The following is a 22,188-nucleotide window of genomic DNA, read 5'->3' as shown; positions in this document are numbered from 1 at the left end:
GTGAACGTTCGGTGAACGCACCAGGTCACCCTCATGATGGGAGCTATGACTTATCGCGTATGCGTGGTGTGCATGGGGAACATCTGCCGTTCGCCGATGGCCGAGGTGGTGCTCCGTCAGACGCTCGAAACCCGCGGCCTGGGCGGGCTTGTGAGCGTCGAGAGCGCGGGGACCGGCGGGTGGCACGTGGGCGATCCCATGGACGAGCGCGCTCTGGAGATCCTCACCAGGAACGGCTACGACGGCTCCGCGCATCGGGCCCGGCAGTTCACCAAGGACTGGTTCGACCGTTATGACCTGGTCCTCGCGATGGACCGGGACAATCTGTCCAATCTGCGCAGGCTGGCTCCGGCCGGGGTGGAGGTGCGGTTGTTCCGCTCGTTCGATCCGGCGGCGGGGGAGGGGGCCGAGGTGCCGGATCCGTACTACGGGGGGAGTGAGGGGTTCGAGGAGGTGCTTTCGCTGGTGCGGGACGCCTCGGAGGGGGTGGCCGAGCACATCGCGGAGGAGCTCGGCTGATGAGGATCACTGATGATCTCGGGGCGTCGCACGGGTGGCGGCTGCGGCGGGGCGTGCTGGACGACGGGCGCGAGGTGTTCGCCAAGAACGGGAACGCCTCCGAGGTCTTCGCCTCGGAGGCCGCCGGGCTGCGCTGGCTGAGCGAGGCCGTCGCCGTGCCCGAGGTGATCGAGGTGGGTCCCGACCGGCTCGTGCTGTCCTGGGTACGTCAGGAGCCGCCGTCCGCCGGGGCCGCCGAGCGGTTCGGCCGGGCGCTGGCGCGGCTGCACCGTGCGGGGGCGGAGGGCTTCGGGGCGCCGTGGCCGGGGTTCATCGCCGAGTTGCCGATGGACAATTCACCCGCTCCCGACTGGCCGTCCTTCTACGGGGAGCGGCGGGTGCTGCCGTTCCTGCGTATGGCGCGGCTGCCCGCGGCGGACGTCGCGCTGGTCGAGCGGGTCGTCGAGCGCCTGGCCGAGGTGTCGGGGCCGGCGGAGGCGCCCGCCAGGATCCACGGTGACCTGTGGAGCGGGAACGTGCTGTGGTCGGGCGGGGGCGGGGTGCTGATCGATCCGGCGGCGCACGGCGGGCACCGGGAGAGCGATCTGGCGATGCTCGACCTGTTCGGGCTGCCGTACCTGGATCGGGTGCTCGGGGCCTACCGCGAGGAGTTTCCGCCGGCGGAGGGGTGGCGGGAGCGGGTGCCCCTGCATCAGCTGCATCCGCTGCTCGTGCACGTGGTGCTGTACGGGGGCGGGTATCGGGAGAGCCTGATGCGGGCGGTGCGGCGGGTGCTTTCGCTGTGAGCGGTCAGGGGCGTCTTCTGTTGCGGTACGCGCGCTGGCGGCAGGCTCGCGAGCAGTAGACGCGGGGGCGGCCCGAGGGGGCGGGCTCCAGCGGGGTGCCGCATTCCTGGCAACTGTCGTCACGGGTTTCGTCACGCTTGTTTATGAGGGCTTCGATGCCGTCAAGGACGCGGGCCAGGCCGAACTCGAAAGAGTCCTCCGGCTGGTCCCAGCCGCCGCACTCCCACAGGTGGGTGAGGGTGGGGTAGCGGTCGAGGCGCTCGTACAGGGACTCGCGGGCGCCCCACCACTCCTGCTCGGACACGCCGCTGCGGCGCTCCTCGCGCTGGGTCTCGACCAGGACCAGGGCCTCGGCGTCCACGAAGCGGCCGACCAGGGCGATCGCCGCGATCACCTCGGACGGCCTGAGCGACGTGCCGGCCAGTGCGGCGAGCATGTGGTCGTAGTGCGCGACGCCGTTGGGCCCCGGCACGTGGCGGGTGCCGCGTACCTCGGCCATCCAGGGATGCCGCCGGCGCAGCTCCCACGCCTGCCTGGCGACCGCCTCCAGCCGGGTGCGCCAGCCGGCCTCTCCTTCCTGGGGCCGCGGATGCTCACCCATCACCTCGTCGAGCATCAGCTCGATGAGCTGCTCGCGCCCGGGGACGTGGCGGTAGAGCGACATGGTCGTGAAACCGAGCCGGTCGGCGACCTTGCGCATCGACAGGCCCTCCAGCCCTTCTGCGTCGGCCAGCTCGACCGCGGCGCGCACGATCCGGCCCGTGGTCAGCCCGCGCCGGGGCTCGTGCTCCTTCTCCCGCCACAGCAGCTCGACGCCGTCGTCCGGATCCCGTGTCATTGGCACCGTCTCAGTTTATGGTGTATTACTTCGTGTACGGCATAAACAGCGAAAGGCGGCTGTCTTGTTCCCATTCCACGTCGCTCCGGCGGGCGACGACTCCTGGCCCGGCTCCGCCGAGCGTCCGTTCGCCACCCTCGAACGCGCCAGGGCCGCGGCCAGACAGGTGAGCGGGGAGGCCGTGGTGCTCCTCAGGAGCGGGATCCACGTGCTCGCCCGGCCCTTCGAGCTCACAGAAGCCGATTCGGGGACCGTCTACCGTGCGTACGGGTACGGCACGCCCGAGCGTGAGGAGGCCGTCGTCAGCGGCGGCCGGGTCATCACCGCCTGGCGGGAGGCCGATGGCGTCTGGCGGGCGGAGGTCGGCGACCTCGACACCCGCCAGCTCTACGTGGACGGCCGCAGGGCCCCGCGCGCCTCCGTACCCGGACTGCCGGGGGAGGCGGTCGCGACCGCGACCGGCTACGTCACCGACAGCGCGGAACCGCGCGCCTGGCGGGGGGCCGAGTTCGTCTACCGGGGCGTCTACCCCTGGACGGAGGCGCGCCTGAGCATGGCGGAGGCGTCGGCCGACGGGGGCTCGACGGTGATCACCATGGCCCAGCCCGGGTTCGGCCTGGCGACCGAGCTGTACAACTCCACCTGGGAGGGCGTCACCAACGCCGGGCCCGGCCTGCCCACACGGATCGAGAACGACCCGGCCTTCCTGCGCGAGCCGGGCACCTTCGTGCTCGACCGGTCGCGGCCGGGCGCGCACGTGCTGCTGTACCTGCCCCTTCCCGGTGAGGATCCGGCGCGTACGCGGGTGGTGGCGCCGGTGCTGGAGACGCTGATGAGCGTGGCGGGGGCGCGCGGGGTGGCGTTCGAGGGGCTGGTGTTCGCCGACGCGACGTGGTTGCGGCCCGGCCGGCCCGAGGGCTTCCCGCACTACCACGGCAGCGGCTACTACGAGGGAGGCGGCGTCGAGGTCGCGCACCTGGGAGAGGGGGCTTCCGTTACGTATCCATCGGATTCCGTCACGATTCCTGCCTGCGTGACGTTCGAGGACACCGACGCCGCGCGGATCGAGGGCTGCCGTTTCACTCAGCTCGGGGCTTCTGGGCTGGGGGTCACGGGAGGTGACGGGCTCGTGGTGCGCGGCTGTTCCTTCGACACGCTGTCCGCGGGGGGTGTCGTGGTGAGCGGCAGCCACGGGACCGAGATCGCGGACAACCTGGTGCGGGAGGTGGGGCTGGAGTTCAGCGGGTCGCCGGGGATCGCCGTCACCGGGACCCGCGGCTGCGTCGTCGCGCACAACGAGATCACGAAGGTGCCCCACTGCGGGATCGTGGCCGGGCCGGGGGAGGGGACGCGGATCCTGCACAACCTGACCGTGAGCACCATGGAGGTGCTGGCCGACGGCGGGGGCGTCTACCTGTCCGGGCCTCAGGGGGATTCGGCGGCCGGCGGGGCCGTGGTGCGGGGGAACGTCATCGAGGACGTGCGGACGCCGTACAACTTCGGGCTCTATGCCGACTACGGGGCCAGCTGGGTGACGCTGGAGGAGAACGTCGTCGTCCGGGCCGACAACACGGCCGTGCTGCACGTGGCGCCGCCGCTGGAGAACGTGGTCTTCCGGGGGAACGTCTGGGACGCCGACCCGATCGGGCATGAGAACCCGCCGGAGGGGGTGACGTACGAGGGGAATGTGACGGTCAAGGACGAACACGAGCTGAACGCCGCCACGGCGACGATCCGGTCGCTCGCCGGCCGCCGCTCGGCTTCGGAGGGGGCACCGCCGGTCGAGGGCTGAGCGCGTGCTGCGGGCTCCGCCTCCCGCGTGCCTAGCCTTTGACGATGGTGCCGTTGAGGCGGTCGATGACCTCGGTGTGCAGGACGCCGTTCGTGCAGACGAGGCTGCCGCCCTCCAGACCCTTCACGCCGGCGACGTCGGTCCAGATGCCGCCGGCCTCCTCGACGATGACCGTGAGCGCCGCCATGTCCCACGGTGAGAGCTCGGGCTCGGCCGACAGGTCCACCGAGCCCTCCGCGACCATCATGTGCGACCAGAAGTCGCCGTAGGCCCGCGTGCGCCAGCAGGAGCGGCTCAGGTCGAGGAAGTTGTCCAGCTTGCCGGACTTCTCCCAGCCGCCGAAGCTCGAGTACGAGAACGAGGCGTCCTCAAGGGTCGACACGGACGACACCCGCATGCGGGTGGCCTTGGTCAGGCTCTTGCCGGTCCACGCGCCGCCCTCGGCCGCCGCCCACCAACGCCGGCCGAGGGCGGGGGCCGACACCAGGCCGACGACGACCTTGCCGTACTCCATGAGCGCGATCAGCGTCGCCCAGACGGGCACGCCGCGCACGTAGTTCTTGGTCCCGTCGATGGGGTCGATGATCCAGGACCTGGCGCCCCATCCGGTCTTGCCGAACTCCTCGCCCACGACCGCGTCACGTGGTCTGGCGCGGCGCAGCGTGCCCCGGATGGCCTCCTCCACCGCGCGGTCGGCGTCGCTGACCGGCGTCAGGTCGGGCTTGGTCTCGACCTTGAGGTCGACCGCCTTGAACCGTCGCATGGTCAGGTCATCGGCGGCGTCCGCCATGACGTGAGCGAGTCGAAGATCATCCGAGTAACCCTGCACGATCGCCCACGCTACCGTGTCGGATATACGGAGCATCAGTCGCAGACGCTCCTTTTCTGGTAACTCTCGTTTCAGTTACTGGCCAGTAGCATGTCCAGCATGTCGCTAGATATCGGTGATCTCCTGCTACAAACGGTCCCCTTTGCCCGCACTTTGGGCCTTGTTTTCGATTCGGTGGAAGAAGGTGTGGCGATTTGCCGCGTTCCTGACCGTGAGGACCTGCGCAACCACGTGGGCGGGCCGCATGCGGGGGTGCTCTTCACTCTCGCCGAGTCCGCGTCGGGGGCCGCCATGCTGTCCCTGTTCGGCGACCAGCTCAGCCGGGCCACACCACTGCCCACCACGGCCACCATCGCGTACCGGAAGGTGGCCCAGGGCGAGATCCGGGCCGAGGCCCGGCTGCTCGCGGGGAGGGAGGAGGTCGTGGGGCGGCTGGAGGCGGGGGAGCGGCCGGAGTTCGACGTGGCGGTGTCGCTGACGAACGAGGACGGGGTGGCGGTCGCGGATCTGACGGTGACGTGGACCCTACGCCCGAACCGGCCAGTGGTGGCGTGATCTGGTCGGCTTGTGTCGGGTGTCTGGCGGGGGCGTCGCGGCCGTTTTTCGTGGTCTGAGGGCGTTGTGATCGGGTTGCCTGACGCGGTCTGCGGGCGGTGCTGCCCGATCGCCTCGCGTGGCCTGGGGCGGCGTGACCCGATCGCCTCACGCGCGGTCTGCGGGTGCCATGACCCGGTCGTCTTGCGTGGTCTGCGGGAGACCTACCCCAAGTGCTGGACGCGTTTGCTCGTGGCGTACCTGATCGCCCGGACATGTCCGCCGACCGCGGAGCTTCCGATCACAGAGCAGTTGGCCCGATCGCCGGGCACTCGGCCGCAGGTCCTTCGATCGAGAGGCCGCCCACCGCCGGACCGTCGACCGCCGGGCCTCCGATCGCGGGGCGGAGGCGGCGATGACGGAGGACTCAGCGGGATGGGCTGAACGGTCGGCGGGACGGCGTGAACGGTCAGTAGGACGGCGTGAAGGGGCTACGGGACATCGACGACGACCTCGTGGACGACCCCGTGTCGTTCTCGACCCCGTGTCGTACTGGCGCTGATCGGGCCCGTGCGGGGGGCAGGAGATTTCGTGGGGAGATCAGGAGATCTCGTCCGGTACGGGCTCGCGGCGTGTCGTGGGTGAGTCGTCCGGGGTGCCGTCGCGGCTGGACAGGAGGCGGCGCAGGGACCTCAGGCGGGCGGGGTCGGCCTTGCCCTCCGCCACCAGTGTGTCCAGCGCGCACCCTTCGCCCAGGTGCGTACAACCCTTCGGGCAGTTGACCGTGCCTTCGTTCAGATCGGGGAAGGCCGCCAGCACCGTCTCCACCGAGACGTGGGCCAGGCCGAAGCTGCGCACGCCGGGGGTGTCGATGATCCACCCACCCTCTGGCAGTTCCAGGGCCACGGCCGAGGTGGAGGTGTGGCGCCCGCGGCCGGTGACCGCGTTGACCTGGGAGACGGCCCGGTTCGCGTCGGGGACCAGGGCGTTGACCAGGGTCGACTTGCCGACCCCCGAATGGCCGACCAGAACGCTGATGCGCCCGGTCAGGTGGTCGCGCAACTCGTCGAGCGAACCACCCTTGTGCACCACCACGTGCGCCACGCCCAGCGGTTCGTACTGTGCCACCAGCTCGTCGGGCGGAGCGAGGTCGGACTTGGTGAGGCAGAGCAGGGCGTCGATCTCGGCGTCGAACGCGGCCACCAGGATCCTGTCGATCATCCGGGGCCTGGGCGGCGGGTCGGCCAGCGCGGTCACGATGACGAGCTGGTCGGCGTTGGCCACGACCGGACGCTCGATGCCGTCCGTGTCCTCGGTGTCGTCGGCCGAGCGGCGCAGCATGGACGTGCGCGGCTCCACCCTGACCACCCTGGCGAGGGTGTCGGGGCGGCCCGACACATCTCCCACGAGCGCCACCCTGTCACCCACGACGATGCCCTTACGCCCGAGCTCGCGCGCCTTCATGGCGACCACGAGACGGCGCTGGGGCGGCTTTCGCTTCTGGGCCGAGCCTTTCGGGCGTTCCGGCTCGATCAGCGTGGTGTAGCGGCCGCGGTCGACGGCCACCACGAACCCCTCGACGGCGTCTTCATGCGCAGGACGAATCCGGGTCCGGGGCCTGGAGCCCTTGCCCGGCCTGACCCGTACGTCGTCCTCGTCGTATTCCCGCTTGCTCAGCGGTCTGCTCCCATGCGCTCGCTTCCTCTCATTGCGGTGCCCGGCTCAGTGCCCATCGGCTCTGTGCCGGCCTGCTCTGTGCTGATCTGCTCAGTGGTGGCCGGTTGTTCGGTGCTGATCGGTTCTGCGGCGATCGATTCCGTGCTGACCGGCTTCATGGCGGCCGATTGGCCTGATGGCGTCGGTGGGTGGGGCCGGTGCTGAGCTTGCGCCTGACCGGTGAGTGCGGCGTCCCGTCCGGTGCGATCGGTGAGTGCGCTGTGCTGACCTGTGGCCCATGAACGGACGTGCTGAGCTGTGTGGCCGGCGCACGTGACGTGCTCTGTTGTGCGCTCGATGAGCGTGATGTCCTGGCTGGTGTGGCCGGGGAACGTGGTGCGCTCTGCTGCGTGGACGGTGAGAGCGGTGTCAGGCCCGGCGTGAGTGGTGGCGGTGCCAGGCCCAGTGCGAATGGTGGCGGCGTCAGGCCCAGTGCGAGTGGTGAACGTGATGTGCCGGCCTGGGTGGCTGGTTGGCGTGGCGACCTGTCGGTGGGTGTGGTCGGTGGGTGTGCTGTGGCGGTGGGTGGAGCTGGTGGTGCTGGTGTGGCGTTTGGTGGGGCTGGTGGTGCCGTGGTGGGTGCCAGCTGGGGCTGGGCGGGTGGCGGTGTCGTGCTGGTGCGTCTGTTCATCGTCATGCGGGCAGCGCCGTCTCACGCGCCGCCGCCCTCTTCCGCTGTGCCCGGCGTGTCCAAGGTAAAACCAGCGCTCGCGGGCCGGCGAGTGTCGGCCCTGGTCGGGCGTATGTGAGCGGTGTTCATCGGGCGTCCAGCATCGCCGTCCACATCTGGACGAACTCCGGCAGGGTCTTGGCGGTCGTCGCGATGTTCTCCACCTCGACGCCGGGCACGGCCAGGCCGATCACCGCGCCGGCCGTGGCCATGCGGTGGTCGGCGTAGCTGTGGAAGGTGCCGCCGTGCAGCGGGCGGGGGCGGATGATCAGGCCGTCCTCGGTCTCCTCCGCGTCACCGCCGAGGCGGTTGATCTCGGTGGCGAGTGCGGCCAGCCGGTCGGTCTCGTGGCCGCGCAGGTGGCTGACGCCCCGGATGCGGCTGGGCGTGGTCGCCAGTGCGGCGAGGGCGGCGATCGTCGGGGTCAGCTCGCCCACCTCGTGCAGGTCGGTGTCGATGCCGGTGATCACGCCTGTCCCTCTGACCACCAGATCGGTGACGCCGGAGCCGGTGGCCGCCGGCGCACTCGTCCTGGACGAAGCCGCATCCGTGGCGGAGGAGTCGGCCGGGGAGCCGGCGGAGCGGGTGACCTCGGCGCCCATCTGGGTGAGCAGGTCGCGGAGGGCGTCGCCTGCCTGCGTGGTGGTGAGGGGCCAGCCGGGGATCGTCACCGTGCCACCCGTAACCAGGGCCGCCGCCAGGAACGGGGCCGCGTTGGACAGGTCGGGCTCCACCGTCATGTCTCTGGCCGCGATCGGGCCGGGCGCCACCCGCCACACGTCGGGCTCGCTGTCGTCGACCGCCACGCCGACCGCCCTGAGCATCTCGACGGTCATCTCGATGTGGGGCTGCGAGGGGACCGGCGGGCCCACGTGGCGGATCTCGACGCCCTTCTCGAACCGGGCCGCCGTCAGCAGCAGGCCCGAGACGAACTGGGACGAGCCGGACGCGTCGAGCACGACCTCCCCGCCCGTCAGCGGACCGCTGATCGTGAACGGCAGGGCGTCGTTGTCGATGCGTGCGCCGAGCGCGCGCAGGGCGTCGAGGATGGGGCCCATCGGGCGCTTGCGGGCATGTGGGTCGCCGTCGAACGAGACGGGGCCGTCGGCGAGCGCGGCCATCGGCGGCACGAAGCGCATGACCGTGCCCGCCAGGCCGACGTCGACGTGGGCGCCGCCGCGGATGGGGCCTGGGGCCACCTGCCAGTCGACCCCCGCCGCGCTCTCCTCGGTCGGGATCAGGGTCGTGCCCAACGAGCGCAGCGCCGACGCCATGAGGTCCGCGTCGCGGCTGCGCAGCGCCTGGCGCACGATGCCCGGGCCGTCGGCGAGGGCCGCGAGGAGGAGCGCGCGGTTGGTCACCGACTTGGAGCCGGGCAGCGGGACGGTGGCGGTGACCGGAGCGGTCGCCACCGGTGCGGGCCAGTGCGGAGCGGGCATGGTCAAAGAGTACTGGCCGTGGCGGGGCGAGGGTCACAGCCTGTGGATAACGACTGTCGCACTGTTGCGGCCTGTGGATGGCCGCGTCCCTCGGCATGTCGGATGGACGTCGCCTCCATATCGGGTGGACTTGGCGCTGGCGTGTCGGGTGGGCCTGGTCCGGGCGTGTCGGGTAGGTCTCGTCCTGGCGTGTCGGGTGCGCGTGCCCAAACATGCGATCGAAAGCCGGACATGGCAGTGTGGGGACATGTGCGGTAGATACGCGTCGGCGCGTAAGAAGCACGAGCTGCTTGAGGAGTTCGAGGTCGAGCAGGACGCCGAGCCCGACAAGGAGCTCGGCGCCGACTACAACGTCGCCCCGACCAAGAACGTCTACGCCGTCCTGAGCCGGGTGCCCAAGGAGGCCGAGCGGGCGGTGCGGCAGCTCAGGGTGGTGAAGTGGGGCCTGGTGCCGGCCTGGGCCAAGGACCCGTCGATCGGCTCGCGGCTGATCAACGCCAGGGCCGAGACGCTGGCGGAGAAGCCGTCGTTCCGGCAGGCGTTCGCCAAGCGCAGATGCCTGCTGCCGGCGGACGGCTACTTCGAGTGGATGCCCGTCGAGGGAGAAAAGAAGAAGAAACAGCCGTACTTCATCCATCCCGCAGACGGCGGGGTGCTGGCGATGGCGGGCCTGTACGAGTTCTGGAAGGACCCCTCGCGCGAGGACGACGACCCGCTCAAGTGGCTCGTCACCTGCACCGTCATCACCACGGACGCGGAGGACCAGCTCGGCCGCATCCACGACAGGATGCCGATGATGATCGAGCGCGAGCGCTGGTCCGAGTGGCTCGACCCCAAGCTCACCGACACCTCCCAGGCCGCCGGGCTGCTGGTGCCGGCCGAGTCGGGGCGGCTCACCGCGTACGCGGTCTCCACGGATGTGAACAACGTCCGGAACAATGGCCCCGACCTCATCAAACCGCTACCCGAGGAGGAGGAAACCGCGCTTTTCTAAAGGTGTAAGAGGCGCGATAAGTGGGCATCCGGTGAGGAAAGCGATGCATCCGTTTACTCGGAGTCACCGCCAAAATGCCCCCTAATTGCGCCGGGCGGGACATCCGGGGAGTCCTAGCCGCGGGTTGCCCTTATTCACCCGGAGGTGCGGATTCGTGGACGTCACGACCGCTCGTGAGCGGCTGGAAGACATGCTCGTGGAGCTGGACCGCTCGATTGGGGTCCTGCGGGGCGACCCCGTCGCCGTACGCGAATACTCCGCGGCGGACGCCGGCTCGGACCTGACCGACAACGACCGCGCCCAGGCCATGCTGACCGTGGCCACCGCGCAGCGGCAGGCGGTCGTCGAGGCCATCAAGCGCGTCGAGGAGGGGGTGTACGGCAGATGCGTCGACTGCGCCCTGCAGGTGCCGGAGGGCCGCCTGGAGGCCCGCCCTGAAGCCGCGCGCTGCGTGCAGTGCCAGGGCAAGCGGGAACGCCGCCGCTGACCACAGGGGTCGTCGCCGAGGGCACGCGAACCGCCCCCGCACGAAGCGCGAGCCGCCGGACACGAAGAACGGCGGCACGGCGTTCGTCGTCGGGCGTCAGGTCTTGCGGGCGCTGGCCACCAGGTGGATGCCGACCGTGTCGTCGTCGTCGGGATGGGCGTCGAGCTCCGTGCGCACCAGGTAGTTGAGCGCGCGCGAGTCCGACCCGAGCACGTGGTCGACCGTCGACGGCGACAGCACCGTGCGTGGCCGCATCCACTCCACTTCGAGCCCGGCCCCCACCAGCAGCTCACGCAGCTGCCCGCTGCTGAAGCAGCGCGTGATGCTGCCGTCGGGCCAGGGCACCAGCATGACCTCGCCGGTCTGCCGCAGGTGCTGCCACTGCCCCTGCTCTGCCAGGATCGCCATGCCCAGCACCAGCGAGTCGACGCACACGAGTGCCCGCCCGCCGGGACGCAGCACGCGGGCCACGTCGCTCATCGCGGACTCGGCCATCAGCTCGATCGACATCACCCGCTCCTCCGCGAGCACCGCGTCCACGCTCGCGTCGGGCAGGAAGGACAGGTCGTCGGCGCGTACGTGGCGGACCCGGTCGGCGTCGCGCAGCCGGGAGCCGTCGAGGGTCCTGCGGAAGTCGAGCACCTCGATCACCCGGTGTCCGGCCCTGGCGGCCTGGCCGGACCAGCGCCCGCGGCCGCCGGAGAGGTCGAGGATCACGGAGGGGTCGGCGGGGAGCCATCGGTTGAGTTGTTCGGCGGCTACGGCACGGTAGAAGGTCCAGTACGGCCCGAGCGTCCCTGAGCCGTTCAGTTCCTCGGCCGGAATGGGCAGCACACGCGACTCCTGGGTTCCGGAAAAAGGGCTACCAGCCGGTACGTATGACGTTCCCCGCACCGGGTCCTTCGTACCTTCTATCTTGCGGGAACAGACAAGGGCGCGGGCGTGTTGCGACGAGCATGCTCACATTGGTCGAACCCCGGCCCACTGACCGACTGGTCGCGGGCCAGCGGGTATCCTCCCCTGAGTACGGTGTTCCGCCACAGCCGGCCACCGGTGATCTTAGGGGGGTGGGTCCGGTGCCCGCGACAGGCGCGGAGACGCTGGAGCAGCGAAGCGAGCGATTCGAGCGCGACGTCATGCCGTATCTCGAGCAGCTCTACTCCGCCGCGCTCCGGATGACCCGAAATCCCGCGGACGCGGAGGACCTGCTGCAGGAGACCTTCGCCAAGGCGTTCGCTTCTTTCCACCAGTTCCAGCAGGGCACGAATCTCAAGGCGTGGCTCTACCGGATCCTGACCAACACCTTCATCAACAGCTACCGCAAGAAGCAGCGGGAGCCGAAGCAGTCGGGCACGGAGGAGATCGAGGACTGGCAGCTCGCCAGGGCCGAGTCGCACACGTCGAGCGGCCTGAAGTCGGCCGAGGTGGAGGCGCTCGAACACCTCCCCGACGGCGACATCAAGCAGGCTCTGGCGGCTCTGCCCGAGGAGTTCAGGATCGCGGTCTACCTGGCCGACGTCGAAGGCTTCCCCTATAAGGAGATCGCCGACATCATGGGGACCCCCATCGGGACCGTGATGTCGAGGTTGCACAGGGGACGCAGGCAGCTGCGGGGCCTCCTTGAGGATTACGCTCGCGGGCGTGGCCTGGTCCCGGCGGAGGGATCGAAATGAGCTGTGGCAACGCGCACGACACCGACTGTCGTGAGGTGCTCGACAAGGTCTACGCCTATCTCGACGGCGAGCTGACCGAGGGTGACGTGGCCGACATCCGGGTTCATCTCGACGAGTGCAGCCCGTGCCTGAAGGAATACGACCTGGACAAGGCGGTCAAGGCGCTGGTGGCCAAACACTGCGGCTGCGACCCCGTTCCCTCGGACCTGCGCTCCAAGGTGCTGGCCCGCATCGAGCAGGTGCGTTCGGAGCTGGCCGACTAAGATTCACCCCATGCGCGTGTTGGTCACCGGGGGTGCCGGGTTCATCGGGTCGAATCTCGTCGATCGTCTGCTCGCGGACGAGCACGAGGTGCACGTGGTCGACGACCTGTCCACCGGCAAGAGGGAAAACCTGGCCGGTGCGGCGGCGCACGACCGCTTCACGCTGCACGAGATGGACATCCGCGATCCCGCGCTGGTCGCGCTGGCGACCGAGCTGCAGCCTGAGGTGGTCTGTCACCTGGCCGCGCAGATCAGCGTGCGCAAGAGCGTGGCCGATCCGGTGCACGACGCCAGGCTCAACGTCGAGGGCATCGCGGCGGTGCTGACCGCGGCCCACGAGGGGCGCACGCGCAAGGTGGTGTTCGCCTCGTCCGTGGCCGTCTACGGGCGGCCCGCCACCATTCCGGTGCCGGCCGACGCCGCGACCGACCCGCGGTCGCCGTACGCGGCCTCGAAGCTCAGCGGCGAGATCTACCTGGCCACGTTCCGCGCTCTTTACGGCCTCGAATACACCACGCTGGTGCTGTCCAACGTCTACGGCCCGCGGCAGTCGCCCGAAGGCGAGGCGGGTGTGGTGGCGATCTTCACCGACGCGCTGTTCAACGGCACGCCCACGGTCCTCTACGGCGACGGCACCCAGACCCGCGACTACGTCTTCATCGACGACGTGGTCGACGGCTTCGTCAGGGCGTGCGGCGCGGAGGGCAACGGGCGCAGGTTCAACCTCGGCACTGGCATCCAGACCACCGACCGCCGCCTGCACTCCCTCATCGCCGACGCGGCCGGCGCCCAGGACAAACCGGGCTTCGCGCCGCCGCGTCCCGGTGATCTGCCGGCGATGGCGGTCGATCCGGTGCCGGCCCACGACGGGCTGCGCTGGCAGCCACGCACCGACCTGCCGACCGGGGTGAAGAAAACAGTCGAATGGGCCGCGAATCGTCGCGTGAAGTAGTGGCATGATTACGCTTTGCTTGCGATTTCCGACTCCGCCCTTGCGCCCACGCCGACTTCTGTAGCGTGAACCCCACAAGTCGACGTGGAGGCATGGGGATGATGAAGGTTATGGTCGCCCGGCTGCTCACGGCCATCGTGCTGATCACCCCGGTGATCATGGTGGTCGGCGGAGCGGTGCCTCCTGGGGTGTCCTGGACCTGAACACCGTGGGGGGCCGCAATGCGTGAACTGCCGTGGCCCGCAAGGGTCTATCTGGTCGCCGTGATCGGTGCGGCGGCCGCTCTCATCGGACGCAGCGTGCTCGTCTCCGGCACGCCCGTGGCCGTGGAGGATCTCGACATCCTCCTGGTGCTCGCCCTGCTGTTCCTGGTGTGCGAGTCGATGCCGACGCTGCTCAACGTGGAGCAGTTCGCGGTGTCGGTCAGCTTCTCGGCCTCGCTGGCGGCCGTGGTGCTGATCGGGCCGGAAGGCGCCGCGCTGGTCGGCTTCACCGCGCTCTTCAGCGTCCGGCCGGGGCTGCCGCTGGTCAAGCGGCTGTTCAACGGGGCCCAGTTCGCCATCTGCGGCTACGTCGCCGGGCGGGTCTACGAGGCGCTGGACGGCCGGGTGGGGGTGCCCGAGGTCAACGCGTTCGACGACCTCATCGGCCCGTACGCCGCGGCGACCGCCGTCTTCGTGCCGCTCAACATCGCGCTCACACTCACCATGATCGGGCTGGCCACCCATGTGCGGGCCACCGAGATGCCGGTGCGGGGCATGGCCCAGTTCCTGCTGTCCTATCTCGGATACGGGACGTTCGGGCTGCTCGTGGCCGGGCTGTGGGCCACCGTGGCGTCGATCTCGGCGGTGCTGGTGCTGCTGCCGCTGTTCGTGGCGCGGTGGGCGTTCGGCCAGTATCACGCCCAGCAGCGCTCCTACGACGCCACGATCGCGGCGCTCTGCCAGGCCGTGGAGACGAAGGACTACTACACCAGGGGTCACTGCACGCGCGTCTCGCACGCCTCCTCCATGATCGCTCAAGAGATCGGCATGGGGCTCGAACGGGTGCGCGCCATCCGCTACGCGGGCATGCTGCACGACGTCGGCAAGCTCGGCGTGCCCACCAAGGTACTGCAGAAGGACGGGCCGCTGACCGAGGAGGAGTTCGCCGCGATCCAGCTCCATCCGATGCGCGGGCTGGAGATCGTGCGCGGCATCGGCTTCCTCGACGAGGCCTACGCCGGGATCATGCACCACCACGAGCGCCACGACGGCACCGGCTACCCGATGGGGCTGGCCGGTGACGAGATCCCCGAGTTCGCCAAGGTGATCGCGGTGGCCGACGCGTTCGACTCGATGACCTCCGACCGCTCCTACCGGGGCGCGCGGCCGGTGCCCGTGGCCGTGGACGAGCTGCGCAAGAGCGCGGGCACCCACTTCGACCCGGTGATGGTGGCGGCCTTCATCAGGGCGCTCGAACGCGAGCCGTGGCAGCCGCCGCGCCGGGTCGACCCGCCGCCGCCCGAGGCCGCCGAGACGCCGATCAAGGACCACGACGACCCGACCATGCCCATCCAGGTCGTGACCGGGCCATGATCACCACAGAGCGCGTCAGGCGTACCGAACGATCCAGGAACACGGTCCTGCGCCGGCTCGACTCCGGGCAGCTGCTGCTCATCTGCGCGGCGGGCATCGTCGCGCTGGCCGGCGTCACCTACACCGCGGCCGTCGGGCTGCAGCGCCCGCAGATCGCGGTCGGGTTCGGAGCGCTCATCGCCGTCGGCGAGCTGGCCAGGCTCACCATGCCGGGCAACAGGGAGGTGGCGCCGATCGGCGCCGCCGCCGCGCTCGGCTACACGCTGCTGCTCGACCTCAGCCAGAACCCGCTCACCCACCCCGCGTTGCAGGTCGTCGCCGTGATCGCGGTCGGCATGGTCGCGGGGGCGCTGCCGCACCTGGCGGTGGGCCGGCCGCCGCGCCTCGACGCGATGGCCAGGCGGCTGCTCACCGGCTCGCTGCTCGCCTTCGCCTTCCGGCCGCTGGCCGGCACCCTCTACGAGCTGACCAAGCCGCCGACCAGCACGTGGTGGCCGGCGCTCGCGGTGATGGTGTCGCTCATCGCGGTCACCCTGCTGATCGACGTGCTGATCGCCGCGATGCTGCGGGCCGAGCAGGTGCGCACGGCGTTCAGGGTGGCCGTGCGCGACGAACTCAACATGGCCTTCCCGCTGGGGGCCGCGGTGGCCTCCTCCGGCGTGCTGCTGGCGCTGGCCACGCACAGCATGGACCTGGTGGCGCTGCTGGTGTTCGCCGCGCCGCTGCTGGTCACGCAGGTGGCCTTCCGTAAATACGCCGGCATCAGGGCCACCTACCTGCAGACCGTGCGCGCCCTGTCGCGGGTGACCGAGGTCGGCGGCTACGTCGAGCCCGGGCACTCGCGCCGGGTGAGCCGCCTGGCCGTGGCCATCGGCAGAGAGCTGGGCATGGCCGAGCCCGAGCTGCTCGAACTCGAGTACGCCGCCCTCATGCACGACATCGGCCAGCTCTCGCTGCGCGACCCGATCCCGGGCGGCGCGACCGTGCTGACCGATCCCGAGCAGGCGCGCCGCATCGCCGAGCTGGGCGCCGAGGTGATCAGGCAGACCGGGGTGCTGGACCGGGTGGCCGAGGTGGTCAGCCGGCAGTGCGACCCGATCAGCGACGACCCGCCGCTGTCGAGCCGGATTATCCGGGTGGCCAACGCCTACGACGACCTGGTGGGGCCGTCGACCGACCGCGACCGCGGGGGTGCGGCGCTGGAGCGGATCCGGTTGTCGTCCGGCAGCGCGTACGATTCTCATGCGGTCGAGGCGCTCGCCCGGGTGATCGACCGCGGCCGCGTCTGAGACCGTACGCGTCGTATCGCGTAAGTTCGAGACGCACAACGCCCGGACATTCCGGGCGCCCTTGCCCGGCGCCGCGATGGGCGCATTCCTGGGGCGCGTTCCTGTCCTACAGTCCGGGGGGCGACAGTCGTGTTCACGGACGCTCACCTTTGTAGGGTTTCTACAGATCGAACTCGCCGGATCGGTGGTTTCGGGGGAAAGGGGTCAGGCCTCCGGCGGCCATAGGCTGGTCGGCGTGCTTAATGAGACGCTCGGATCCGTTCTGATCGCCAACCGAGGGGAGATCGCGCGGCGGATCATCCGTACGGTCAAGCGGCTGGGCCTGCGGGCCATCGCGGTTCACTCCGAGGCCGACGCCGACCTGCCGTTCGTGTGTGAGGCCGATGAGGCCGTGCTGATCGGCCCGGCCAGTCCCGCGCAGAGCTACCTCGACGTCGCGAAGGTGCTGGAGGCGGCCCGCGCGACCGGCGCGAAGGCGATCCACCCCGGTTACGGCTTCCTCGCCGAGAACGCCGCGTTCGCCAGGGCCGTGATCGACGCCGGGATGGTCTGGATCGGGCCGGCGCCCGAGGCCATCGACAAGATGGGCGACAAGATCAACGCCAGGAACCTGATGGAGGCCGCCGGCGTGCCGGTCGCCGCGGGCACCCGCGAGCCGGTCACCGATCTGTCGCTGGCGCTGAAGGCCGCCGAGAACATCGGCTACCCGGTCATGGTCAAGACCGCGGGCGGCGGCGGTGGCATCGGGATGAGCGTGGCGCACGACGACGACGGGCTGCAGAAGGCGTACGAGCAGGCGGCCAGGGCGGCGGCGCGCTTCTCCGGCGACGCGCTGGACGGCCCCGCCGTGCTGCTTGAGCGCTACATCGAGCGGGCCCGCCACGTCGAGGTGCAGATCCTCGGCCTTCCCGGCGGCCGGGTCGTGGCGCTGGGCGAGCGTGACTGCTCGGTGCAGCGCCGCCACCAGAAGGTCGTCGAGGAGTCCCCTTCGCCCGGCATCACCCCTGAGCTGCGCGAGCGCATGCTGGCCGCCGCCGTACGCGTCGGCGAGGCCGTCGGCTACCTGGGCGCGGGCACGGTCGAGTGCCTGGTCGACGCCGACAAGCAGGACTTCGTGTTCCTGGAGATGAACACCAGGCTGCAGGTGGAGCACCCGGTCACCGAGCTGGTCACCGGGCTCGACCTGGTCGAGCTGCAGTTGCGGGTCGCCGCGGGGGAGAGCCCCGAGGTGCGGCCGGAGCCCCGTGGGCACGCGATCGAGTTCCGGGTCTACGCTGAGGACCCGAAGCGGTTCTTCCCGGGGCCGGGCACGATCACGGCCTGGGACGAGCCGTCCGGCGACGGGGTGCGGGTCGACTCGGGCTACGTGGCGGGCAACGCCGTCACGCCGTTCTACGATCCGCTGATGGCCAAGCTCTGCGTCTACGGCTCCGACCGGGCCGAGGCGCTGGAGCTGGGCCGCAAGGCTGTGGCGGAGTTCACGGTGGAGGGGCCGAAGAACAACCTGCCGTTCTGCGCCGAACTGCTGGAGAACGCGGAGTTCGCCACCGGCGACTACGACACCGGTCTGGTCGCGCGGATGCGCGCCTAGACCGCATGAGACCGTTGAAGCACGCGAAGAAGGGGAGTCCCGGTGGCTGAGGTACGCGCTGAGATGGTGGCGAACGTGTGGAAGGTCGTCGTCAAGGAGGGCGACACCGTCTCCGACGGCGACACGCTGGTCATCCTGGAGTCCATGAAGATGGAGATCCCGGTGATCGCCGAGGACGACGGTGTGGTGGCGCAGCTCAAGGTGGCGGAGGGCGATGTCATCCAGGAGGGCGACCTGATCGCCGTCATCGAGTAGCGCGGGCCATGAACCTGGCGCGGTCGACCACGACGCGTTCGATCGTGCCCTTGCCGACGACGGTTCGCCGGTCGTGGGCCTCGAAGGCGAAGACCAGCCGCCGGCCGTCGACCTCCGTGAGCTCCACGCCGACCTGGACGTGGGTGCCGAGCGGGCTGGCGGCGGTGTGCTCAAGCTCGACCCGGGTGCCGACGGACGTCTCGCCCGGGGCGAGGTGCCGCTCGATCGCGCGCATGGTGGCCGCCTCGGCCAGCGCGAGCAGCCGGGGCGTGGCCAGCACGGGCACGTCGCCGCTGCCGAGCTTCTTGGCGGTGTCCTCCATCTCGACCATGATGAGCAGCTGGGCACGCAGGCCGGGAACGAGCGTCATGGGATCACCCTATGGTGGCGAGGGGTGCGGGCCGTCGGATCCGGGGGTGTCGACTTACCGGAAACGCGGACAAGTGTGGCACTAAGGCCCCAGGATAGGCTTTGTACGGCTTGAGGCATTTAAGTGGCATGTGGGACAGGTGAGTCGTACACTCTCTGAGTTCCGTGACCACTGTGTTACCTCACCGCGACACAAGTTCGCTTTGTTGAGAACGGCGGGGTGGGAGAGGTTTCGGACGTAGGGGGGTAGCGGGGGAATCATGGTGGCCCAAGGGACGACGCTGGCGGGGCGGTATCGACTGGATACCCGCATCGGCGCCGGTGGCATGGGCGAGGTGTGGCGAGGCGAGGACATCGTGCTCGCCCGCACCGTCGCCGTCAAAGTGCTGCTCCCAGGCCGTATGGAGGACCCCGGGTTCGTCGCTCGCTTCCAGGGGGAGGCGCGGGCGATGGCCACGATCAACCACTCCGGCGTGGTCGACGTCTACGACTACGGCGTCAGCGGCGACACCGTCTACCTGGTGATGAAGTTCGTCGACGGGGAGCCGCTCGACCGGCTGCTCGGCCGGCTGGGCCGCATCCCGCCGCAACCGGCCATGGAGCTGATCGCGCAGGCCGCCTCGGCGCTCCAGGCCGTCCACGACCAGGGCATCGTGCACCGCGACGTCAAGCCGGGCAACCTGCTCGTGCAGCGCGACGGCACGCTCGTGCTCACCGACTTCGGCATCGCGCGCTCCGACGTCGCCAACCGGCTCACGGACGCCGGCATGGTGCTCGGCACCGCCGCCTACTGCGCTCCCGAGCAGGCCGAGGGCGCGCCCGTGACGCCCGCCGTCGACATCTACGCGCTCGGCGTGGTCGCGTACGAGTGCCTGGTGGGTCAGCGCCCGTTCGACGGCGAAAGTGCGGTCACGATCGCGCTGAAGCACATCCGCGAGGCTCCGCCGCCGCTGCCGCAGGACATCCCTCCGCAGGTGCGCAACCTGGTGGAGATCGCTCTGTCGAAGGATCCGACCAGGCGTTACCCGAGCGCCAGAGCGATGAGCGAAGCCGCCCGTGCCATCGCCAACGGGCAGATGCCCGCCGTCCCCGACCTGCCGGCCGCCCCGCCGGCCACCGGCGCCACCATGGCGCAGCCCCGCGACGGCTATCAGCAGCAGCAGCACCACCAGCAGCAGCAGGGGGACCCGGCCTACCAGACCGGCGTCAGGATGGCCCACGAGGACACCACCCTGAGCCAGCGGCGCGGGGGAAGCAGGCGCGCGGCGGTCAAGGGCTCACGCAGGACCGGGCTGATCGCGGGCATCACCGCGGCAGTCGTGCTCGGCGCCGGCGCCACCGCCGTGGCCCTGACCGGCATCACCAACATGGGGCTGCCCGAGCCGACCGTCAGCACCATCGACATCGCCAACCCGAAGCCCAGCACCAGGTCGCCCAAGCCCAGCAGGACCCCCACCAAGGATCCCGAGCCCACGCCGACGCCCGACAAGCCGACCAGGGTGCCGACGCGAACGCCGACGCTCGACAGGCCGACCAGGACGCCGACGAAGACGGCCACCAAGTCGCCGACGACCAGCCCGTCCCCCTCCAAGTCGCCCACTCCCACGACGACGGTCAAGACGATCCTGGTGCCGGACGTGGTCGGCAGGCGCTTCCTGGAGGCGCAGAGCATGATCGAGGCGGCGGGCTTCCAGTCGAAGACCGACGACCGCACCACCACCGTCGACGGCCGGCGTTGCGGCAGGATCCAGAAGACCACGCCGAACGCCGGAGTGAAGCTGGAGGAGGGCAAGACGGTCGTGATCCTCCTCGTCGACAGCGCCTGCCCCGAGGACGAGCCGCCGGAGACCTCCACCCCGACGCCGACGAAGACGCCCACCGCGAAGTAGCGCGCTCAGACCCCCGTCGTGTTGCGGGGGTAGGCGACCTGCGGGTCGGTGGCGATGTTCACCATGTACGGCAGGCCAGAGTCGAACGCCCGGCGCAGGGCGGGGCCGATCTCCGACGGCTTGGTGACCAGCTCACCCCCGCCGCCGAGGGCCGTCACGACCTGGTCGTAACGGCACTGCGGCTGCAGCTCGGCCGCGACGTCGTAGCCGTACAGCATCTGCATGGGGTGCTTCTCCAGGCCCCACATGCCGTTGTTGCCGCAGATCATCACGACGGGGAGCCGGTGGCGGACGAGGGTGTCGACGTCCATCAGCGAGAAGCCGGCCGCGCCGTCGCCGAGCAGCAGCACCACCTGCGAGGACGGCCTGGCCAGGCGGGCGGCGATGGAGTAGCCGAGGCCGGTGCCGAGGCAGCCGTAGGGGCCCGGGTCGAGCCAGTTGCCCGGCTGCTTCGGCTCGACGTACTTGCCGGCGTAGGAGACGAAGTCGCCGCCGTCGCCGATCACCACGGCGTCGTCGGCCAGGACCTTGCCCAGCTCGCCGTAGATCCGCATGGGGTGGATCGGGTCGGTGTCGGCCGCGAGCAGCTCGGCGTCGCCGGCGATGGCCGCGGCGGCGCTCTCGGACAGCTTCGACACCCACGAGGCGTACGCGTCGGGCTTGACCCCGGCCTCGCCGCAGGCCGTTCCGAGGCTCCAGAAGACCACCGACAGGTCGCCGGCGGCGGAGGCGGCCGGCTGCATGTGGGTGGTCAGCTGCGAGGGCGCGTCGGCGATGTGCACCACCCTGGCCAGCGGCGCGCCCTCCTTGCCGCCGAACCAGCCGTAGCCGAGCCGGAAGTCGAGCGGCGTGCCGACCACGATGACCAGGTCGGCCTGGGCGAAGGCCAGGCCGCGGGCCCTGGTGACGAGCAGCTCGTGCCCTGAGGGCAGGATGCCGCGGCCCTGGCCGTTGGGGATGACCGGCAGCCGCCAGGTCTCGGCGAAGTCGCGGGCGGCCTCCTCGGCGCGGTCCATCCACACGTCGGAGCCGTAGACGAGCACCGGCCGCTCGGCCTCGGCCAGCAGGCGCGCGATGCTCGCCAGGGAGTCGGGGTCGGGTTCGAGCGGCGAGGGGCTCTGCGTGCGCACCTCGTGGAGCGGCGACGGCGAGAACAGGTGGTCCATGTAGACGTCGAGGAAGACCGGGCCCCGGTGCGGCGCGGTCGCCGTGCGGAAGGCCACCTCGACCTCCTGGCCGACGGACTCGGCGTCGGACGCCGTGAACGCCAGCTTGGTGATCGGGCCGAGCAGCGGCGGGTGGTCCATCTCCTGCAGCGCGCCGCTGCCCCAGCGGGACTGCGGCGCCCGGCCGCCGAGCACGACCACGGGCGAGCCGTTGAAGTGGGCGGTCGCGACACCGCTGACGCCGTTGGTGATGCCGGGGCCGGCGGTCAGCACGGCCAGACCGGGTCTCCTGGTCAGCCGGGCCGTCGCCTCGGCGGCGAACACCGCGCTCTGCTCGTGGCGTACGTCGAGGATGCGCATCTCCTCGTGCACCGCGCCGTCGTAGAGGGGGAAGACGTGCCCTCCCGACAGGGTGAACATGGTCTCGACGCCATAGGCCTTGGACACGGCGACGGCGGCGTCACCGGCGTGCTTCGCAGACTCCATGCCGGGGAACTTACCAATGAGTCACAAGAGTAAACAGACCTTCGGCGACGCGTAGATCATCGCGGGGATCATCGC

The 22,188-nt window shown here is 70.4% G+C and carries 21 protein-coding genes; 14 read left to right on the top strand and 7 right to left on the bottom strand.

Translation table 11 applies throughout. The features are described 5' to 3' along the window. Positions 1-45 precede the first annotated feature (45 nt). Complete coding sequence (locus AB0C28_RS54540) at positions 46-519, top strand: low molecular weight protein-tyrosine-phosphatase (RefSeq protein WP_357863209.1); 474 nt, start codon at positions 46-48, stop codon at positions 517-519. After that, positions 519-1,304, top strand: coding sequence for a fructosamine kinase family protein (locus tag AB0C28_RS54535; protein ID WP_357863212.1), 786 nt, complete (start codon positions 519-521; stop codon positions 1,302-1,304). Before AB0C28_RS54540 ends, AB0C28_RS54535 begins: the two co-directional genes overlap by 1 nt. 4 nt (positions 1,305-1,308) lie before the next feature. On the opposite strand, the gene AB0C28_RS54530 is transcribed toward AB0C28_RS54535, so the two are convergent. Continuing rightward, entirely contained in the window at positions 1,309-2,142 is an 834-nt protein-coding gene (locus tag AB0C28_RS54530) for a TetR/AcrR family transcriptional regulator (protein ID WP_358085133.1), read from the bottom strand. A 64-nt stretch (positions 2,143-2,206) separates the two neighbouring features. On the opposite strand from AB0C28_RS54530, the gene AB0C28_RS54525 reads away from it, so the two are divergent. Continuing rightward, complete coding sequence (locus tag AB0C28_RS54525) at positions 2,207-3,934, top strand: right-handed parallel beta-helix repeat-containing protein (protein WP_358085124.1); 1,728 nt, start codon at positions 2,207-2,209, stop codon at positions 3,932-3,934. A 31-nt stretch (positions 3,935-3,965) separates the two neighbouring features. Here the strand turns inward: AB0C28_RS54525 and hisN are convergent, their stop codons facing one another. Then, positions 3,966-4,763, bottom strand: a complete 798-nt coding sequence (hisN, locus tag AB0C28_RS54520; RefSeq protein ID WP_357863218.1) for a histidinol-phosphatase — start codon at positions 4,761-4,763, stop codon at positions 3,966-3,968. A 90-nt stretch (positions 4,764-4,853) separates the two neighbouring features. Between hisN and AB0C28_RS54515 the strand changes: the two genes are divergently transcribed. Continuing rightward, positions 4,854-5,318: a DUF4442 domain-containing protein gene (locus AB0C28_RS54515; protein ID WP_358085122.1), complete on the top strand. Its 465-nt coding sequence runs from the start codon at positions 4,854-4,856 to the stop codon at positions 5,316-5,318. A gap of 579 nt (positions 5,319-5,897) precedes the next feature. Here AB0C28_RS54515 and rsgA read toward each other — a convergent pair. Further along, complete coding sequence (rsgA, locus tag AB0C28_RS54510; RefSeq protein WP_357863290.1) at positions 5,898-6,974, bottom strand: ribosome small subunit-dependent GTPase A; 1,077 nt, start codon at positions 6,972-6,974, stop codon at positions 5,898-5,900. 795 nt (positions 6,975-7,769) lie between these two features. Continuing rightward, positions 7,770-9,122 (bottom strand): 3-phosphoshikimate 1-carboxyvinyltransferase, encoded by a 1,353-nt coding sequence (gene aroA / locus AB0C28_RS54505; RefSeq protein ID WP_357863221.1) that lies wholly within the window; start codon positions 9,120-9,122, stop codon positions 7,770-7,772. A 247-nt stretch (positions 9,123-9,369) separates the two neighbouring features. On the opposite strand from aroA, the gene AB0C28_RS54500 reads away from it, so the two are divergent. After that, positions 9,370-10,116: an SOS response-associated peptidase gene (locus AB0C28_RS54500; protein WP_357863224.1), complete on the top strand. Its 747-nt coding sequence runs from the start codon at positions 9,370-9,372 to the stop codon at positions 10,114-10,116. Positions 10,117-10,270: 154 nt separating this feature from the next. Continuing rightward, positions 10,271-10,603 carry a TraR/DksA C4-type zinc finger protein gene (locus AB0C28_RS54495; protein ID WP_357863227.1) on the top strand — a complete coding sequence of 111 codons (333 nt, stop codon included), beginning with the start codon at positions 10,271-10,273 and terminating at the stop codon, positions 10,601-10,603. 96 nt (positions 10,604-10,699) lie between these two features. Here AB0C28_RS54495 and AB0C28_RS54490 read toward each other — a convergent pair whose 3' ends face one another. Beyond that, on the bottom strand, positions 10,700-11,437 hold the full coding sequence (locus tag AB0C28_RS54490; RefSeq protein WP_326635444.1) for a methyltransferase domain-containing protein: 738 nt from the start codon (positions 11,435-11,437) through the stop codon (positions 10,700-10,702). Between the two features lie 233 nt (positions 11,438-11,670). Here AB0C28_RS54490 and AB0C28_RS54485 point away from each other — a divergent pair, with 233 nt between their 5' ends. The 7 genes from AB0C28_RS54485 (at position 11,671) to AB0C28_RS54455 (ending at position 18,203) form a co-directional block, all read left to right on the top strand. Next, positions 11,671-12,276: a sigma-70 family RNA polymerase sigma factor gene (locus AB0C28_RS54485; RefSeq protein WP_345565875.1), complete on the top strand. Its 606-nt coding sequence runs from the start codon at positions 11,671-11,673 to the stop codon at positions 12,274-12,276. Continuing rightward, the gene (rsrA, locus tag AB0C28_RS54480; RefSeq protein WP_346110363.1) at positions 12,273-12,539 is read left to right on the top strand and encodes a mycothiol system anti-sigma-R factor; all 267 of its coding nucleotides are present in this window, start codon (positions 12,273-12,275) and stop codon (positions 12,537-12,539) included. The genes AB0C28_RS54485 and rsrA overlap by 4 nt, the downstream gene beginning before the upstream one ends. Positions 12,540-12,549: 10 nt before the next feature. Continuing rightward, positions 12,550-13,491, top strand: coding sequence for an NAD-dependent epimerase/dehydratase family protein (locus AB0C28_RS54475; RefSeq protein WP_358085119.1), 942 nt, complete (start codon positions 12,550-12,552; stop codon positions 13,489-13,491). A 221-nt stretch (positions 13,492-13,712) separates the two neighbouring features. After that, the gene (locus AB0C28_RS54470; RefSeq protein ID WP_357863234.1) at positions 13,713-15,068 is read left to right on the top strand and encodes an HD-GYP domain-containing protein; all 1,356 of its coding nucleotides are present in this window, start codon (positions 13,713-13,715) and stop codon (positions 15,066-15,068) included. Next, positions 15,065-16,357: an HD domain-containing phosphohydrolase gene (locus AB0C28_RS54465; protein WP_357863237.1), complete on the top strand. Its 1,293-nt coding sequence runs from the start codon at positions 15,065-15,067 to the stop codon at positions 16,355-16,357. The genes AB0C28_RS54470 and AB0C28_RS54465 overlap by 4 nt, the downstream gene beginning before the upstream one ends. 235 nt (positions 16,358-16,592) lie before the next feature. After that, positions 16,593-17,948, top strand: a complete 1,356-nt coding sequence (locus AB0C28_RS54460; protein ID WP_357863239.1) for a biotin carboxylase N-terminal domain-containing protein — start codon at positions 16,593-16,595, stop codon at positions 17,946-17,948. A gap of 42 nt (positions 17,949-17,990) precedes the next feature. Further along, on the top strand, positions 17,991-18,203 hold the full coding sequence (locus tag AB0C28_RS54455; RefSeq protein ID WP_345389604.1) for a biotin/lipoyl-binding carrier protein: 213 nt from the start codon (positions 17,991-17,993) through the stop codon (positions 18,201-18,203). Here the strand turns inward: AB0C28_RS54455 and AB0C28_RS54450 are convergent. Next, positions 18,193-18,573 (bottom strand): thioesterase family protein, encoded by a 381-nt coding sequence (locus AB0C28_RS54450; protein ID WP_358085116.1) that lies wholly within the window; start codon positions 18,571-18,573, stop codon positions 18,193-18,195. The genes AB0C28_RS54455 and AB0C28_RS54450 overlap by 11 nt on opposite strands. A gap of 259 nt (positions 18,574-18,832) precedes the next feature. Between AB0C28_RS54450 and AB0C28_RS54445 the strand changes: the two genes are divergently transcribed. Continuing rightward, complete coding sequence (locus AB0C28_RS54445) at positions 18,833-20,461, top strand: protein kinase (RefSeq protein WP_358085113.1); 1,629 nt, start codon at positions 18,833-18,835, stop codon at positions 20,459-20,461. A gap of 5 nt (positions 20,462-20,466) precedes the next feature. On the opposite strand, the gene AB0C28_RS54440 is transcribed toward AB0C28_RS54445, so the two are convergent. Beyond that, positions 20,467-22,113 carry an acetolactate synthase gene (locus tag AB0C28_RS54440; protein ID WP_358085109.1) on the bottom strand — a complete coding sequence of 549 codons (1,647 nt, stop codon included), beginning with the start codon at positions 22,111-22,113 and terminating at the stop codon, positions 20,467-20,469. Between the last annotated feature and the right edge of the window lie 75 nt (positions 22,114-22,188).

The organism is Nonomuraea sp. NPDC048892, assembly GCF_040649735.1.
Lineage (GTDB): Bacteria > Actinomycetota > Actinomycetes > Streptosporangiales > Streptosporangiaceae > Nonomuraea > Nonomuraea maheshkhaliensis.
This window is presented reverse-complemented; position numbering and strand designations above follow the sequence as displayed.